Origin of the sequence: Melghirimyces thermohalophilus (assembly GCF_900102685.1) — a bacterium.
In the GTDB taxonomy this organism is placed as follows: domain Bacteria; phylum Bacillota; class Bacilli; order Thermoactinomycetales; family DSM-45169; genus Melghirimyces; species Melghirimyces thermohalophilus.
In genome coordinates this window covers 79,461-94,613 of record NZ_FMZA01000001.1, presented here as the reverse complement: position 1 = coordinate 94,613, position 15,153 = coordinate 79,461, and the positions used below count along the sequence as shown (strand labels likewise).

Sequence of the window (15,153 nt, the reverse complement as noted above, 5' to 3'; positions counted from 1 at the left end):
TCATCGTGCGGCTCTTGTCGTTTTTGATTCACGGCAGGCGTCCACGAAACTGCGAAAGATCCGACGAGCAAAGGGATCCCGGCGATACAGATTCTCCGGGTGCCACTGCACGCCCAGTATAAAGGGCTCTTCTACCCTTTCAAAGGCTTCCACCACCCCATCGGGAGCCGTGGCTGATACGGTGTAACCTTCCGGGATGTGACGAAGGGCCTGGTGATGGAAACTGTTGACCCGCGCCCGATCAGTGCCGGCGATCTGCTCCAGCAAGGTACCACGACGGATTTCGATGCTGTGGGAAAGATAATCTCGAGGCCCGCGCTGGGCGTGTTGGATCAGATCCTCCCGTTGACTGTCGAGATCCTGATACATATCCCCGCCCAGAGCAATATTCAGGACCTGACAGCCTCTGCAGAGAGCAAGAACCGGTTTTCCCGCCCTTACCATCGCTTGGGACAAAGCAATTTCCATTCGGTCCCGCTCCGGCTCCACCCTCCCCAAACCGGGCTGGGGTTCCTCACCGAACAGCGAAGGATCAATATCATCCCCTCCAGTCAACATCAGCCCATCGATGCTTTCCACCATCCCCCGGAGAGAATCCGGATCATTTGTAAGAGGAAGCAGGAAGGGGATTCCTCCCACATCCAGAAGGGCATCGCTGTTGTCCTTTTTCAACGTCAACTGCTTTTCCCTCTCGCTATAGGTGAGCGTAATACCAATCACCGGTTTTACGGGTGCCATTCCCTCTCCCCCGTTCCCTTTTTGTCTTTTTATTCTTCTGTCTGATCTTATCTTATCATGTTCATCGGGGGGAAGGTACCAAAAAACACCTGCCATAGCAGATTAAGAGAAGGGATCGTCATTTACTTCGCAGGCACTCGATTATTCATCAGGAAACGAATGGCATAGATCCCAGCGAGACCGACCAGCGCGTAGATGATCCGGCTGAAACCGGAGGATTCCCGAATAGAATCCCCTCCAAAAAGAGCAGACACCAAATCCCATTGAAATAAGCCGACCAACAACCAGTTGATCGCTCCGACAATCGTCAAAATCAAGGCCAGACGCGAAAAGGTACTCATCGAAAAAGCCTCCTTATCTATACTTTGTTCTCAGGTTGCCACGAATCCATTCATTTTATGATCACCAAGAGGGAAGTCACCGGCCTCCTTCACACTCCACCTCACCGCGGGACACTTCCGCCTTAAAAACGGGTTTTAGACTCTCATCCCGGAAAACGTACATGTCGGGCATACATAAAAAAACAACCGACGTGGGACGTCGGCTGTTCAAATCCATAGGTCACGCTTTTTGTTTTTCCTGTTCCTCTTTTTGACGATACTCCTCAGCGATTTTGTCGATCTCCTTTTTCAGTTCCTCCACCATCTGATCCTCAGGGACTTTGCGGATCGTTTTTCCATGTCGGAACAAGAGACCTTCACCCCGGCCGCCGGCGATTCCAATATCGGCTTCCTTCGCCTCCCCGGGGCCATTGACGGCACAACCCAATACGGACACCTTAATCGGTGCTTTAATTTTGGAGATGTACTCTTCCACCTCATTGGCGATACTGATCAAATCGATTTCGATCCGGCCGCAGGTGGGGCAAGATACCAGAGTGGCGGCGTTAGCCGCGAGACCGAAACTCTTCAACAGTTCCCGGCCCACTTTTACCTCTTCCACCGGATCGGCACTCAGACTGATCCGCATGGTAGAGCCAATCCCTCTGGACAGGACGGCACCCATCCCCGCCGAGCTTTTGACCGTTCCCGAAAAGAGTGTGCCGGACTCGGTGATCCCCAGATGAAGCGGATAGGGGATTTGCTCCGCCGCCTTGGTATAGGCTTCAATAGCCAGCCTCACGTCCGAAGCCTTCAGAGAGACAACAATATCGTGGAAATCCAAATCCTCCAGGATTCCGATGTGGTACAAGGCACTTTCCACCATGCCGTCCGCTGTCGGATACCCGTATTTCTCCAGGATCCGTTTTTCAAGGGAGCCAGCGTTTACCCCGATCCGCATCGGGATGCCGCGTTCCTTCGCTGCTTTTACGACTTCCTCCACCTTTTCCCGTTTCCCGATGTTTCCCGGGTTGATGCGGATTTTGTCAATACCGCCTTCGATCGCTTTTAGCGCCAAGCGGTGGTCAAAATGGATATCCGCTACCAGCGGGACATTGGTCTGCTTCTTAATCTCCGGGATCGCTTCAGCAGCCCGCATATCGGGGCAAGCCACCCGGACAATCTGACAGCCGGCCTCTTCAAGCCGGTTGATTTCATCCACTGTGGCTTTTATGTCATGGGTTTTCGTCGTAGTCATGCTTTGAATAACAACCTGATCATTTCCGCCGATCTGAATGTTACCCACTTTTACGGGTCTTGTTTGAGTGCGATGATACATTCGGTATCGCCCCTTTAGTCCATAGAAACTCACACTCCGTACATTATATATCATTTCGCAAACGGAAAAAAGGAGCCATACCCTAAGTTGGCTCCGGCTTAATCAAAATTTTATATTCTCCTTGCCTGTCCTTACTGCTGGTTCATCCCCCGTTGCACGGATTGGTACACTTCCTCGGGAGTCAGTCCCTCGGCGTTGATCACCTGCATTTGACCCATGGCGTCCTGCATTCCCATCATATCTTTGTCTTCACCGGAGATGACGCAGCAATCGCAGTTTTGCAATTGATCAGCATTCAAGGGTTCCACCTGACATCCTTGGCTTTGCAGATATTGGCTGACATGGTTTAAGCCTTCTTCCACCGCGACGCGATAGTTGTTCATCAGTTCACCTTCTTTATCCGTTATTGTTGGCACCAGTTGATTTTTCTTCATCTTTTACATAGGCGATCAATGCCACCTGACCGTCCATCAATTGGTTTAGCTCCTGCTCGGCCCGGGTGATCCGATCGAGGACATCATTCCGGTCTTTCAGGTTGACCAGTCGGTAGGAAGGATTGTCTTGTCTCACCGGGTATTGCCCCCTCTCAAACGGGACCTTTGTTTATGCGTAAACATCTTCATCCCGAAGGGGACCATGCCAAACCAGCGAACTCCCCAGGAAGGACGCTGCTGTTTGCGGCTGATCCGCTCTTCCCTGCGTCGATCCCTGGGCGTGTCCATATATTTCACCATTTCCTGAACCAGGTACTTGAGAAAGTCCTGAGTCGACATGGACTCCACCCCCTGTTCTTCAGTGTATCCAGGGGACAACGCTTTAAACCCCGCCGCCGTCGGAACACCCTTTCCAACTCTTGATAATCCGTTCCACCGATGCTGCCGGGGTCAGCCCGGTGGTATCGAGATAAAAATCAGCAAAATCGTAAACCCCTTGCCTTTCCCGCTTCAGTTCCCGCACCCGCCGTCGGGCGTTGCCTTCGAGAAGCGGGCGGGACTGATCCGACACCAGACGCCGGATCAACTCCTCCTCCGTCGCATCCAAAGCGACGGTCCAGCCGCTGGTCGCAATGCGGTTGGTATTGGCTGGATCCAGCACAATTCCTCCACCAGTGGTGATCACTTTCGTTTCTCCCTCAGTCACTTTCCATAAGATCCGTTTTTCCCATTCCCGAAACCGGACCTCTCCGCCTTCCGCAAACAGTTCCGGGATACTTCTTCCTGCTTGCCGCTCCACTTCCGTATCGGTATCCACCCAGGGCCAGCCCAACCTTTCCGCCAGCATCCGGCCCACGGTGCTTTTTCCTGTACCCATAAAACCGATCAAAATCAGGTGATGCTTTTCCAAACCACCATCGCTCCCGTATGTACAAGTTTCGCTCATTATAACACGGAGCAACCGCATCATTTGTTTACCATTAATGAAGTGGGGTTAAATCGGAGGATCTTTCACTGGCAGTGGAAGGGTACAATGTATCTATCGATAACCGTCGGACATCCGTCTGATTCACGCTGAACAACCGATCAGTTGCTGATCCCGGTTATCTTTGATCCATTTTTGCTCCCTTTTGCAAATACGTAAAAAAAATGTCCGAACCCACACATACGAAGAATACTGCTCTTTGTGCTAGGAAGGGATCCATCAGCCCCACCGCTTTCAACCACCGAAACGGAAAATATCCGCAACAGGTAAACATGTTCTCACCCTGTCATTCCTGACTACACTAAAAAACGGAGCGAACTTTTAGCCACTCCGTTTTCAAATTGAAACCATACTTTATCGTACATCTCTCCAAGCGGACATATCCGATCCCATCGTTTTGGAACGTTATGGTTCCCAGCGACGAATGGTGCAGGTGCGGGGGTCGAGTTCTGCCGCTATCGATTGTTTCACGTTCTCCTTCTGGGCCACGGAGCGAATGCGGAAGATTCCATCCTCTGTCTTCTCTACCGTGCTGCGGGTGTGGAATCCATTCAGAGGAGTCGACAGGGGGCGATCCCCGTTAGGGTCAGCACATACCCTCTGCCTCATCCTTGCGAGTCCGCTTTCGGCGGCGTATTGGGCCTGGATTCGAGCCCAGTCCGTATTCGCAGCCTGCAGGGAACGGGAATAGCTGGAGAGTGCCGTCGATGTCAAAAGAAAAGCCAACACCGTTACAGCCAGGGCAAAGGGAAGAGCCATTCCCCGTTCATCCTTCAGCCATGTGCAGTCCTTCACGGGTCCACCCTCCCCCGGAAGAAGAATTCCGTCTCGTAATCCCCGTGCCAATTCTGCATCCCGAGCTCAATCCGAACCCCGCCTGCTTCAGGGGTAAAGTGAACCATATAGACATCGTGGATCAGGACAGTAGTTCCGCGAAAGTTGGATTGACCGGACTGGCTCACACTGCGAATGATCCGCCGCTTATCCAGTTTATAACGGATGGTGCCTTCCTCCGGTTGCTCAAACAGCAGCCACCCCTCCGATGTCAAACGAAAATTCTTCCCCTGGCGCAGATCCTCCCGGACATCAGCGGCAAAAGCCCCCGCTCCCGAGCGCAACGCCTGTTCCGCCAGGATGGTCTTCATCCCCTTTTCCAATTCCAGGCTGACAGCGAGAACAATCGGGATCAGCAGCACCAACAAAGACATCACCACCGCCAGTTCCACATAGGTGAATCCGCCCTCCCCTCGCATCAAGGCGTGTAAGTCAAGCTTTTGAGGCTTTGTTTTCGCTCTTTTTCTACCGCGTCCACCCATAAAACTTCCACATAAGAGCCCGTCAAGTGCGATTCCACCCTTTTTTTCCGCCATCGGAGCTTATACACCGTTCCTTCGATCGTTTTTTTCCTCTCCCCCTGGGAAGGAACGGAGACCGTCGGGGATTGAATCCGCTCCATCTCCGCTTCCAGCAAGTGAGAGGCTTGCGTCCGCCGAACGTGGCTTTCATGGTGCATCTTCAGTTCACTAAGCACTGGCAACGCCACAGACAGCAACATACCGAACACCATCAGGGCGGTCATCGTCTCCACCAAGGTAAACCCCTGTTTATCCCGGATCATGGCTGCACCTCCACTCGGGGACGACCGGAGGCGACCTGTACGACAACCCGTCCGACGATCTCCTTCCCCTGCATGAGTTGAAAAGTACCCCCTCGGCTTTGTCCCGAAGGGCGAAAGACGAGTTGACCCGAAGGAAAGTTGCTGGTCAGGCGGGTTCCGGCTGGCGCTGTCCCTCTGGACAGCCGCTGTTTCCCCTGGTAAACAGCATAGGAGGAACCCTCTCGATTCACCTTTAGGTAGACATCGACTTCCCCGATCTGAGCTTTACGCTGGGCGAGCCGTATATCCTCGGCGAGAAGTCCTAGAAACCCTTCCCGCTCCTGCCGATCCCCCCACTGGACAAAGGCAGGGAGTGCCAATGCCGTGATCAGACCGGCAAGGGTGAGAGTGATGGTCAACTCCACCAGGCTCCAACCTCCATCACCTCGCCATAACTGTTTAATCCCCATGAACAGAGCAGGTCACCCGCTTCTCCACCGGTGCATCCTTTTGGATCCGGTAATTCCCTTTGGCGGGACAAGTGGGGACCGTCCTTAGATAGCCCCGCCGCTTCATCTGTTGAGCATTGTCAGGATAACTTCCCAAATCCAAATAGTAGTTGTCTGCCTGGGATCCGATCAGTTTTCGGTTAGCGTCGCAAGCCTTTTCCTGGGCCGATTCCCCCGCCGCTTTCAGATTGGGAAGAGCGATAGCGATGATCACACCGATCACAAACAGCACCACCAGCATCTCAATCAGAGTGAAGCCCCGTTCATCCCGCCAAACGCGCTTTGGGTTCATGATCATTCTCCTTTCCTCAAATGGCCCGCACCAGGTTTAGCATCGGCAAAAACAGTGCCAACACCGTCATCGCCATCATCAACCCGATCACAAAGATCAGGATCGGCTCCAGGCTGCGAGTGAATCGATCCAACCGCTCCTTCATCATCATTTCCGTGCTCTTGGCCAGGCTCAACAACGCCTGATCAAGCTCCCCTGACTCTTCACCTAAGGCCACCATCCGGTTCAAGGAGGGAAGAAAGAGGGGGCCTTCCCGTTTCAAGGCCCGATGCAGGGGCTCACCCGCCAACAACCTTTCCCGGATTCGCACCATGCCCGTTTTCAACGGTGGCCAGGGGATCAACTCATTGATCACTTCCACCGCTTTTAACAAAGGGAGGCCCGCTCGGAGCAAAGAACCGAGTTGAATCGCCAAATAGTGAGTAAAGCGAAGGGCAAAATAGGAGCGCACCACCGGAAGACGATAGAGGGGAGCTGTCCACCGGTTTCGCCTGTCAGAAGGGAGACGGCGGATGATCATGATTGCCACTACAGCGAGAAGAAAAGCCATCCCCACAACCAAAAAGACGATTCGCAGCGACTCATGAAAGGAAATAAATAACTGCGTATACACAGGCAGCGACAAACCCATCGTTTCATACATATCTGAAAACCGAGGCACCACTGTCGTCATCAGGAATAGAAAAGCCAACACCACCAGCAGCAAAACCACCGCGGGATAGGTTAAGGTCCGGGTTAGTTCGCGTATCAACCGGCCCTTCTCCGCATAATACTGCTCACATTGCTGAAGGCCATGACCATAATCCCCATACTCCTCGGCCGCCCGGAGAAGGGAGATGAACAGCGGCGGCAATCCTTCTTTGGCCAGGGCCTCCGAGAAGCTGATCCCGCCGTCCAACTGCCGGAGAATCCTCCCTGCTTCCTCTCCCCGAATCACCTCCTGCTCCGACAACAGGCGCAGACTGGGAACCAGGGGAAATCCGGCCTGCAACAATCCGGACAGATGTCGGCTAAATCCCGCCAGACGGTCGGCACTCCATCTGTTCTTCCGCTTACTCATACACGTCCACCACACGATGGTACTCGGATATGGTCGTCTCCCCCGTCATCACTTTCTCCAGCATCGCGTCGGAGAGGGAACGCATCCCCGCCTTCCGAAAGTTTTGCCGCAGTCGAGACAGAGGAGCGCGATCCACGATCAGCGGATGGAAATCCTCCTTGACCGACAAAATCTCAAACACTCCAGTCCGATTTTTAAACCCCATCTGCCGGCAATCGTCACACCCTTTCCCTTTACACCCCTGGCAAATGAGTCGAACCAGCCGCTGGGCGACTACCCCCGTCAAAGCGGAAGCGATCCGGTAAGGTTCGATCCCCATATCTAACAAGCGGGTGATGGAGCTGCAGGCATCCACCGTGTGCAAGGTGGATAAGACCAGATGACCGGTCAAAGCAGCCCGGATGGCGATATCTGCTGTCTCGGCGTCCCGGATCTCACCGACCATGATGATGTTGGGATCTTGGCGCAGAACGGCGCGAAGTCCCCGGGAAAAAGTCAACCCGGCTTTGTTGTTCACCTGGATCTGATTCACCCCGGCCAGCTGGAATTCCACCGGGTCCTCCAAGGTGACTACATTGACCTCCTCCCGATTCAACTCCTGCAAAATGGCGTACAGACTGGTGGTCTTTCCCGCCCCCGTCGGTCCGGTGACTAAGATCAGCCCACCGGGGCGCCGAATGATCTCCGTCAGCCGCTTTTGCTCCTCCTCCTCCATCCCCAACTCCGCCAGCGACATCTGTTCCGGACGGTTGCGCAACAACCGCAACACCAGCTTCTCCCCGTACAGCGTAGGCATACTGGAGACGCGCACATCCACCCGTTCTCCCCGGTGGGTCACTGTCAGGGCCCCATCCTGGGGCAGGCGTTTTTCCCCGATATCCAGGTTCCCCATCACCTTCAGCCGGGAGATCAATGGATACATCTCCTCTTTGGAAACGGAGCCGACGGGAACCAAGAAACCATCCACCCGCTGTCGAATCTGCAAAACCTCCGCTCTCGGCTCCAGATGCACATCGCTGGCCCGGGTATCCAAGGCCTCCTCTAACAACCGATTCACATAACTCGCCGTATCCATGCACCACCACCCCAACAGGAAAAATTTATGATTCGATACCACATTTCGACAAATGACGACGAACCCCTTCCTGATCCTGCAAATTTTTCTTCTTTTTCCTTATAAAAATAATTCGTCGCAACATGGCGGCGAACCTTTCCCCTTCAATATGGCCCCTGGTAGTTTTTGCGATCCAGTCTACGAAAGTCCATCTGCCGGCTGACCTCATAACATGAAAAAAGCCCTCCATTTGAGGGCATTACTTTCGTGCTTATTTCGTAATCAATTCCAGTTCCACTGGATAGAATTTCTTTACCTTTTTTCCTTTGGCCACTTTCACAGCGACTTCCACAGCCGTTTTCCCGATTTCGGAGGGCTTTTGGGCGATGGTGGCTCCCATTTCCCCTTTTTTAACGGCTTTCACGGCATCATCGGTGGCGTCAAAGCCAACGACGAGGATATCCCTCTTGGTGGACCGGATAGCTTGGACAGCCCCCATAGCCATTTCGTCATTATGGGCAAAAACGGCCTCAATGTCGTCTTTGCTCTGGAGAATATTCTCCATCACAGTCAACCCTTTGGCGCGGTTGAAGTTGGCCGGCTGTGACGCGACTACTTCGACTCCGTCCTTGCCGTCTACCGCTTGGTGAAATCCTTTCCCCCGGTCACGGGCTGCGGAAGTCCCGGGGATTCCTTCCAGCTCGACGATATTCCCTTTTCCCTTCACCTGTTCGAGGATGAAGTCGCCGGCCATTTTCCCACCTTCCACGTTATCAGAAGCGATGTGGGCCACCACTTCTCCCCCTTCCGCTTCCCGATCCACAGTGATGACAGGGATATTGGATTGGTTAGCGGATTCCACTGCCGTCGCGATGGCTTTGCTGTCAGAGGGGTTGATCAATAAAATGTCCACGTTTTTCTGAATCTGGTCTTCCACGTCGTTCAACTGCTTGGCGTTATCGTCCTGTGCGTCGGCTACGATCAGTTCGGTTCCGGCTTTCTTGGCCGCTTGTTCCGCTCCTTCTTTTAGGGAAACAAAGAACGGGTTATTCAGTGTGGAGACAGACAGTCCGATCTTGATATTGTCATCCTGCTTCTTCTCTTCCTGTTCCAGTGCAGACTGGCTGGAACAGCCCACCACCACGCCAAAGACCAGCGTTGTCACCAACAACATAAGCCCCATTTTTTTCATTGTGATCCCCCTCGTACTATAATCAGGATTTCTGGGAACGATCCAGTAAGACCGCCAGGAGGATGACGCCCCCTTTGACCACCTGTTGGTAGAAAGAGGAGACATTCATCAGATTGAGACCGTTGTCCAACACGCCGATGATCATCGCCCCGATCAGGGTCCCAGTGATCCAGCCCCGTCCACCGGCGAGACTGGTTCCCCCGAGGACCACCGCAGCGATGGCATCCAGCTCGTAGGTGGTACCCGCCGTTGGTTGGGCGGAACTGAGCCGGGAAGTCAGAATGATTCCGGCCAATGAAGAGAAGAAACCACTGATGGCATAGACGCCGATTTTCACCCGATGCGTTCGAACTCCCGAGAGCATGGCTGCCTCTTCATTTCCTCCGACGGCATAGACATGACGACCGAAAGTCATATTTTTCAACACAAAGGATAGGATCAAAAACGTACCGAGCATCCAGAAAACCGGAATGGGGATTTCGAGAAAATAACCTTTCCCCAGCATGGCAAAAACATCGTTATCAAAGGCGATGGGACGCCCCTCGGTGTAAACCAGGGTTAGCCCCCGATAAACCGTCATCGTAGCCAACGTGGCAATAAAGGGTGCCACTCTGCCTTTGGTTACCAGAACTCCGTTGGCGGTCCCCATCACAGTCCCTGCCGTGACCCCGATCAGCACGGCTAGCACCGGATCCATGCCCCCGGCCAGCATCCCGGCACTAAAAGCTCCGGAAAGGGCCAGTATAGACCCGACAGAGAGATCAATCCCCCCGGTCAGGATGACAAAAGTCATACCGAAAGCCAGGAGAGCGTTGATAGAAATCTGCCGCAGAACATTGAAAATATTGGTAAAACTGAGGAAATCTCGGCTAATCATCGACAAAACGATCACGATCATTCCGAGTCCCAGAAGTGGACCCAGTTTTTGTGCCAGGCCCACTCGGGTAGTTGAGGGATTCAATGGAGCCTTCATGTCACTTCGCCTCCCGAAGCAGCCGTCATCACCTTTTCCTGGGTTGCCTCTTCTTGCGTAAATTCACCCTTGAGTCGACCTTCATGCATCACCAACACTCGGTCGCTCATCCCAAGCACTTCCGGCAGGTCCGAAGAAATGAGGAGAATAGCCATCCCCTCCCGAGCAAGGTGGTCCATCAGCTGATAAATCTCTTCCTTGGCCCCTATATCCACTCCCCGAGTTGGTTCATCCAGAATCAGCACTTGGGGCGAGAGCGCCAGCCACTTACCAATCACCACTTTTTGCTGGTTCCCTCCAGAAAGCGTCTTAACCTCCTGCTCCAAGCTGTTCCTTTTGACTCGTAAGCGCTCTACTTGCTCCCGGACCAGACTCTCTTCTTTCCTGCCACGGATGATGCCCTTGGAGGAGAGGGAGTCGAGATTGGGAAGAGATAGATTTTCCCTTAGGGAAAGGGGCAACACCAGGCCTTCATCCTTTCGGTTTTCCGTGACAAAAGCAATCCCATGCTGGATGGCATCCTCCGGCCTTCGGATCTCAACCTTCGCCCCGCTCACCCAAACATTCCCACGATCCGGTTGGCAGACCCCGAAAATCAGCCGTGCCGTCTCCGTACGCCCCGCTCCCATAAGACCGGCAAGACCCACGATTTCGCCAGCGCGGATCGAGAAGGAAATGTCCTCCACTTCCCCCCGACGGGTCAATCCTTCCACACGAAGACGCTCTTCCCCCGGAGCCACCGGTTGACGCCGATAGCGGCTTTGAACTTCTCGACCCACCATCATCCGCACCAACTCATCCATATCCGTCTCCACCACCGACCGGGTGCCGACATACTCTCCATCCCGAAGGACCGTAATCCGGTCACATATTCCGGAAATCTCCTCCATTCGGTGGGAGATGTACACCACCCCAACCCCCTGCTTTCGGAGAGAACGGATCACTTCAAACAGGGATTCGATTTCCCGATTGGTCAGAGCCGCTGTCGGCTCGTCCAGTACCAATATTTTCGCTTCGAGGGAGAGCGCCCGGGCAATCTCCACCATTTGTTGCTGACCGACAGACAACTCGCTCACCTTACGGGTGGGATCCATATCCACTCCCAGCCGTTCCAGCCAATTTCGTGACTCCTGCCGCATCCGTTCCCACCGGATCCACCCGAATCGACTAAAAACAGATTCCCGTCCGAGGAACAGGTTCTCCATCACCGTGAGATGGGGGATCAGGTTCAATTCCTGGTGAATCATCGCGATTCCCAACGAGCCAGCCTGACGCGGATTGGTAATCTCCCGCTCCTTACCATGGATGCGCACCGTTCCCCCGTCCTTTTCGTACACTCCCCCGAGGATCTTCATCAGGGTGGACTTTCCGGCTCCGTTTTCACCCATGAGCGCGTGTACTTCCCCCGGATAGAGCGAAAACTGCACATCGGAGAGCACCCGTACGCCGGCGAACTCCTTTTGAATCCCTTCCATCTCCAAAAGTGGAGCTGTCATCCTCATCATCGCGACATCCTCTTTCCCATAAAATCATTCCATCGACGTATTTCTGTGAAAACCTCCAAATTGTGCTTCACCCTCACACCACGCTGATCGGAGTTGGATAAATAACGGTATAGATCCAATCCCCCTCTGTACCTTCTACCTCCGATCCAGTTCCGAGAAAAACGGGTTCATGATATTCAGTAAGATGAGCGTAATTATCTCGGATCGTTATCATCATACTTTTAAACCTATTTATGTAACCGATTACATACAGATTAATCGGTACCTTGAGAAGTGTCAATTGGGTAAAAAATCGGGAAAGATGCTCAACTCAAACCTCCCTACCGTCCATGATGACGAGCTTCGCGATGAGAACACCTCAAATGGAGGGCTTTACTTTTTTGAACTTCAATCAGAATCCTAGGGCAGAACATGACTACACTCTTTTTAGGGCACCCTTAAATGGGGTGAAGTTGCGATGATTGTACGCCTTGGATTTGTAGCGATGAGTAAACAGGTGCCTAATGCGTCACCATCCAAAACCATGACTGAAAAAATGCTTAAAAGGATCGGTCCCAAGTGGGCGGCCAAAAAGGTATTGCGCTTGGCACGGGAAAATCTGAAGAACACCAAGCGGATTTTGTACCATGCGATTGCCCATGATATTCAGTTTTATCGTTTTTCCTCACGATTGATTCCCCTAGCTTCCCATCCCACATTTGAAAAAGTGGATTTTGTAAAGCCATTGGTGCCGGAGTTAAAGGAAATTGGCCAACTGGTACGGGAACACAACCTGCGTGTCGGTTTCCATCCAGAACATTTTACCGTGCTCAATTCACCGCGCCCTGATGTTCGGCGGGCTTCTGTCCAAGATTTAGTACGCCATGTTCGCATCCTGCAGGCGATGGGACTGGGTCCGGCGTATAAATGCAATATCCATGTGGGTGGGGTCTACGGGGACAAAGGATCCGCTACGGAACGCTTTATCCGTACATTTCAGGAGCTTGACCCCCAGGTTCAAGCCCATATTTGCTTGGAGAATGATGACACGACGTTCACTGCCCGTGAAACCCTCGATATTGCCCAAACTGTCGGCGTGCCATGCGTGTTGGATCTGCATCATCACCGGATGAATCACAACGGAGAGTCACTTGACAGACTATGGCCGGAAATCGCCCAAACATGGAGAGGAGAAACATTCCCTCCGAAGATACACATATCGAGCCCTTATAGCAAAGATAAACCCAAACATCATGCCGAACATGTCAGGCGCGAGGATTATCTGCCGTTTTTACGCATGGCAGCCATACATAGCGATGCCTTGGATGTCATGATCGAAGCAAAGGGAAAAGATACAACTTTACTTCAGTTAATGGAAGAAATTCCTTCAGAACCGGGAATCAAACCCTTGGATCAAGCCAGCGTAGAGGTTTTTCCAAAAGACTGATACGGGGGCATCGAAACGAAAATCAAAAAAGACCAGCATTTTGTCAGTCCCAGCATAAAAACAAGCATCAAGTTCTTAGGCTAATGCCTTTGATGAACAATTTGAAGATATCCCAGACAAATACTGAACCCATCTGCGGTTGTGTCCCCACAAGGGTGTTTCACTGGTCTCCTACCCATTCCACGGAAGCGGTGTTCTCTTTTTATTTTAATGGAATATTTCCCCCCTCGCTGTATTTATATATAGAGAGTGTCAAAACGGGAATGGGGGTAAATAAGTGAAAAAGGGATTCCGTTGGTTCCGTGTGATCTTGACGATGGCAATCACCCTGTCGCTTGTCATTTCACCCACCTTAGAAGCAAAGCCCAAGTCTACACCGAAAGAAAATGGTTGGTTTGTGATGCTTCCGGGGGATGAACAGGAAGCCGCTAAGCTGCAGAAGCAGTTAGAAAATGGAGCCACTCCCGCTGATCTAAACTTACCTTCAGGCAAAGTAGAAAAACGGTCCTTTCAATCACTGGATAAATTGCAACAGGAGGATGCCCAAACAAAAGAGACCTATGCAGTGAAGGTAGATCCACCCGTAAAGGTCGCCAATCGGTGGGTCCCACCAAAGTTTGAGTACGACTACATCAGTAAAGATGAATGTATCAGACAAGCGAAGAGCAATCGGGACAAAGGATGGATAAAGAACCACTTTGCCTGGTGCCGGAGTAAGATCGTTAGCTACGGTTGGCAAAGATATCGCTTCCCATTACCTATCCCAATTACGTACGGAATTCAATACCGGATTACAGAGATCGGATATGGTACCAACTCACAAGACAAGGACAAAAAAGAGCGGGAAGTCTTCTTTGACTACTACATCGATGACATCTATACCACCCACCCGTTTTTGAATGGCGCCAAGCTAAAGGTAGACATCGATTGCCAGGCCTTGGTTCAACCCGAAGACTGCAAAGAGAAGGGAGGCCCTATCGAACGAACGATTGCTCAATGGAAGAGCAACAACTATGGCAGCAAGACGTTGTATTCCACACCACCCCCGAAAAGTGACTTCAATCCAGAACAGAAGGGTTATATGGAATTCTACACCCACCAAGTGATGAACCCACCACAAAACTTGCCGACTCGAACACTGGACTCTCCGAAACAGAAAGTCCGCTGGGACTCTGCTGATTACATGATGGTGATCCATCCCAATCAACGATTTTATAACGCTGGCATCTTCAGCGACGTCCGACCGGTCATTCACTTTTCCAAAAGCGCTCCCCATGTCATGAGAGAGCAAGCACAGCACATCGAAGATGCGCTCAAGCGTCCGGAGACGACTTATCCCTATCCGGGTCCTGGCAAGATCATTCCAGGGGGAACCTATGAAGCTCCGCTCAGTCGGTTGAGAGACAAATCAGCCATCAAACGCAACCGAGGCAAATCACAAAGAACGTGCAAGAGGTTACACAGGGATGGAGTGTTACCCAAGCCAGCGAATAGCGAGTGTGATGAGTTTCCCTTCGCGTCTACTTGGCAAGGGGCCTCCACCGGCGGAGTAGGAAAGTATTCGGTCCGGTATATCAGCAAAGATTCCAACCAAGCAGGCGGAGCCTGGATCGCAGCCTGGTATGCCTATGACCGAATATTGGGAAGGGATCTATTCAATGTGAAAGTGGTTCCATAAATACACAAACACCCGTTCAACCTAGGAACATAAAAAAGAGTGGCCCGTGAA

19 protein-coding genes are annotated in these 15,153 nt (G+C 52.4%); 2 read left to right on the top strand and 17 right to left on the bottom strand.

The window, feature by feature from the left end:
• From BLP91_RS00505 to BLP91_RS00425, 17 genes are all read right to left on the bottom strand, one after another.
• Entirely contained in the window at window positions 1–738 is a 738-nt protein-coding gene (locus tag BLP91_RS00505) for a gamma-glutamyl-gamma-aminobutyrate hydrolase family protein (protein ID WP_091565389.1), read from the bottom strand.
• Window positions 739–860: 122 nt separating this feature from the next.
• On the bottom strand, window positions 861–1,079 hold the full coding sequence (locus tag BLP91_RS00500) for a DUF378 domain-containing protein (RefSeq protein ID WP_091565386.1): 219 nt from the start codon (window positions 1,077–1,079) through the stop codon (window positions 861–863).
• Window positions 1,080–1,299: 220 nt separating this feature from the next.
• Entirely contained in the window at window positions 1,300–2,397 is a 1,098-nt protein-coding gene (gene ispG / locus BLP91_RS00495; RefSeq protein WP_091565384.1) for a flavodoxin-dependent (E)-4-hydroxy-3-methylbut-2-enyl-diphosphate synthase, read from the bottom strand.
• 131 nt (window positions 2,398–2,528) lie between these two features.
• Window positions 2,529–2,780: a YkuS family protein gene (locus tag BLP91_RS00490; protein WP_091565381.1), complete on the bottom strand. Its 252-nt coding sequence runs from the start codon at window positions 2,778–2,780 to the stop codon at window positions 2,529–2,531.
• Window positions 2,781–2,793: 13 nt separating this feature from the next.
• A complete protein-coding gene (locus BLP91_RS16510) occupies window positions 2,794–2,967 on the bottom strand; it encodes a hypothetical protein (RefSeq protein WP_176757728.1) in 174 nt (57 codons plus the stop codon).
• The gene (locus tag BLP91_RS00485) at window positions 2,964–3,170 is read right to left on the bottom strand and encodes a YqzE family protein (RefSeq protein WP_245661960.1); all 207 of its coding nucleotides are present in this window, start codon (window positions 3,168–3,170) and stop codon (window positions 2,964–2,966) included. The genes BLP91_RS16510 and BLP91_RS00485 overlap by 4 nt, the downstream gene beginning before the upstream one ends.
• A 43-nt stretch (window positions 3,171–3,213) precedes the next feature.
• A complete protein-coding gene (locus BLP91_RS00480) occupies window positions 3,214–3,741 on the bottom strand; it encodes a shikimate kinase (protein WP_091565378.1) in 528 nt (175 codons plus the stop codon).
• 480 nt (window positions 3,742–4,221) lie between these two features.
• The gene (locus BLP91_RS00475) at window positions 4,222–4,611 is read right to left on the bottom strand and encodes a pilus assembly PilX N-terminal domain-containing protein (protein ID WP_091565375.1); all 390 of its coding nucleotides are present in this window, start codon (window positions 4,609–4,611) and stop codon (window positions 4,222–4,224) included.
• Complete coding sequence (locus BLP91_RS00470; RefSeq protein ID WP_091565372.1) at window positions 4,608–5,042, bottom strand: hypothetical protein; 435 nt, start codon at window positions 5,040–5,042, stop codon at window positions 4,608–4,610. The genes BLP91_RS00475 and BLP91_RS00470 overlap by 4 nt, the downstream gene beginning before the upstream one ends.
• A 26-nt stretch (window positions 5,043–5,068) precedes the next feature.
• Window positions 5,069–5,434: a type II secretion system protein gene (locus tag BLP91_RS00465; RefSeq protein WP_091565369.1), complete on the bottom strand. Its 366-nt coding sequence runs from the start codon at window positions 5,432–5,434 to the stop codon at window positions 5,069–5,071.
• On the bottom strand, window positions 5,431–5,838 hold the full coding sequence (locus tag BLP91_RS00460; protein ID WP_143003424.1) for a GspH/FimT family pseudopilin: 408 nt from the start codon (window positions 5,836–5,838) through the stop codon (window positions 5,431–5,433). The genes BLP91_RS00465 and BLP91_RS00460 overlap by 4 nt, the downstream gene beginning before the upstream one ends.
• A 34-nt stretch (window positions 5,839–5,872) precedes the next feature.
• On the bottom strand, window positions 5,873–6,214 hold the full coding sequence (locus BLP91_RS00455; protein ID WP_176757727.1) for a competence type IV pilus major pilin ComGC: 342 nt from the start codon (window positions 6,212–6,214) through the stop codon (window positions 5,873–5,875).
• Window positions 6,215–6,230: 16 nt separating this feature from the next.
• Window positions 6,231–7,274, bottom strand: a complete 1,044-nt coding sequence (locus tag BLP91_RS00450; RefSeq protein WP_091565360.1) for a type II secretion system F family protein — start codon at window positions 7,272–7,274, stop codon at window positions 6,231–6,233.
• Entirely contained in the window at window positions 7,267–8,349 is a 1,083-nt protein-coding gene (locus BLP91_RS00445; RefSeq protein ID WP_091565357.1) for a GspE/PulE family protein, read from the bottom strand. Before BLP91_RS00445 ends, BLP91_RS00450 begins: the two co-directional genes overlap by 8 nt.
• A gap of 250 nt (window positions 8,350–8,599) precedes the next feature.
• Entirely contained in the window at window positions 8,600–9,520 is a 921-nt protein-coding gene (rbsB, locus tag BLP91_RS00435) for a ribose ABC transporter substrate-binding protein RbsB (RefSeq protein WP_091565351.1), read from the bottom strand.
• A gap of 22 nt (window positions 9,521–9,542) precedes the next feature.
• Complete coding sequence (locus BLP91_RS00430; RefSeq protein WP_091565347.1) at window positions 9,543–10,493, bottom strand: ABC transporter permease; 951 nt, start codon at window positions 10,491–10,493, stop codon at window positions 9,543–9,545.
• A complete protein-coding gene (locus BLP91_RS00425; protein ID WP_091565768.1) occupies window positions 10,490–11,989 on the bottom strand; it encodes a sugar ABC transporter ATP-binding protein in 1,500 nt (499 codons plus the stop codon). Before BLP91_RS00425 ends, BLP91_RS00430 begins: the two co-directional genes overlap by 4 nt.
• Window positions 11,990–12,455: 466 nt before the next feature.
• Between BLP91_RS00425 and uvsE the strand changes: the two genes are divergently transcribed.
• Both uvsE and BLP91_RS00415 read left to right on the top strand, forming a co-directional pair.
• Window positions 12,456–13,424: a UV DNA damage repair endonuclease UvsE gene (uvsE, locus tag BLP91_RS00420; RefSeq protein WP_091565344.1), complete on the top strand. Its 969-nt coding sequence runs from the start codon at window positions 12,456–12,458 to the stop codon at window positions 13,422–13,424.
• A 277-nt stretch (window positions 13,425–13,701) separates the two neighbouring features.
• Window positions 13,702–15,102: a NucA/NucB deoxyribonuclease domain-containing protein gene (locus tag BLP91_RS00415; RefSeq protein ID WP_091565341.1), complete on the top strand. Its 1,401-nt coding sequence runs from the start codon at window positions 13,702–13,704 to the stop codon at window positions 15,100–15,102.
• The last annotated feature ends 51 nt before the right edge of the window (window positions 15,103–15,153 follow it).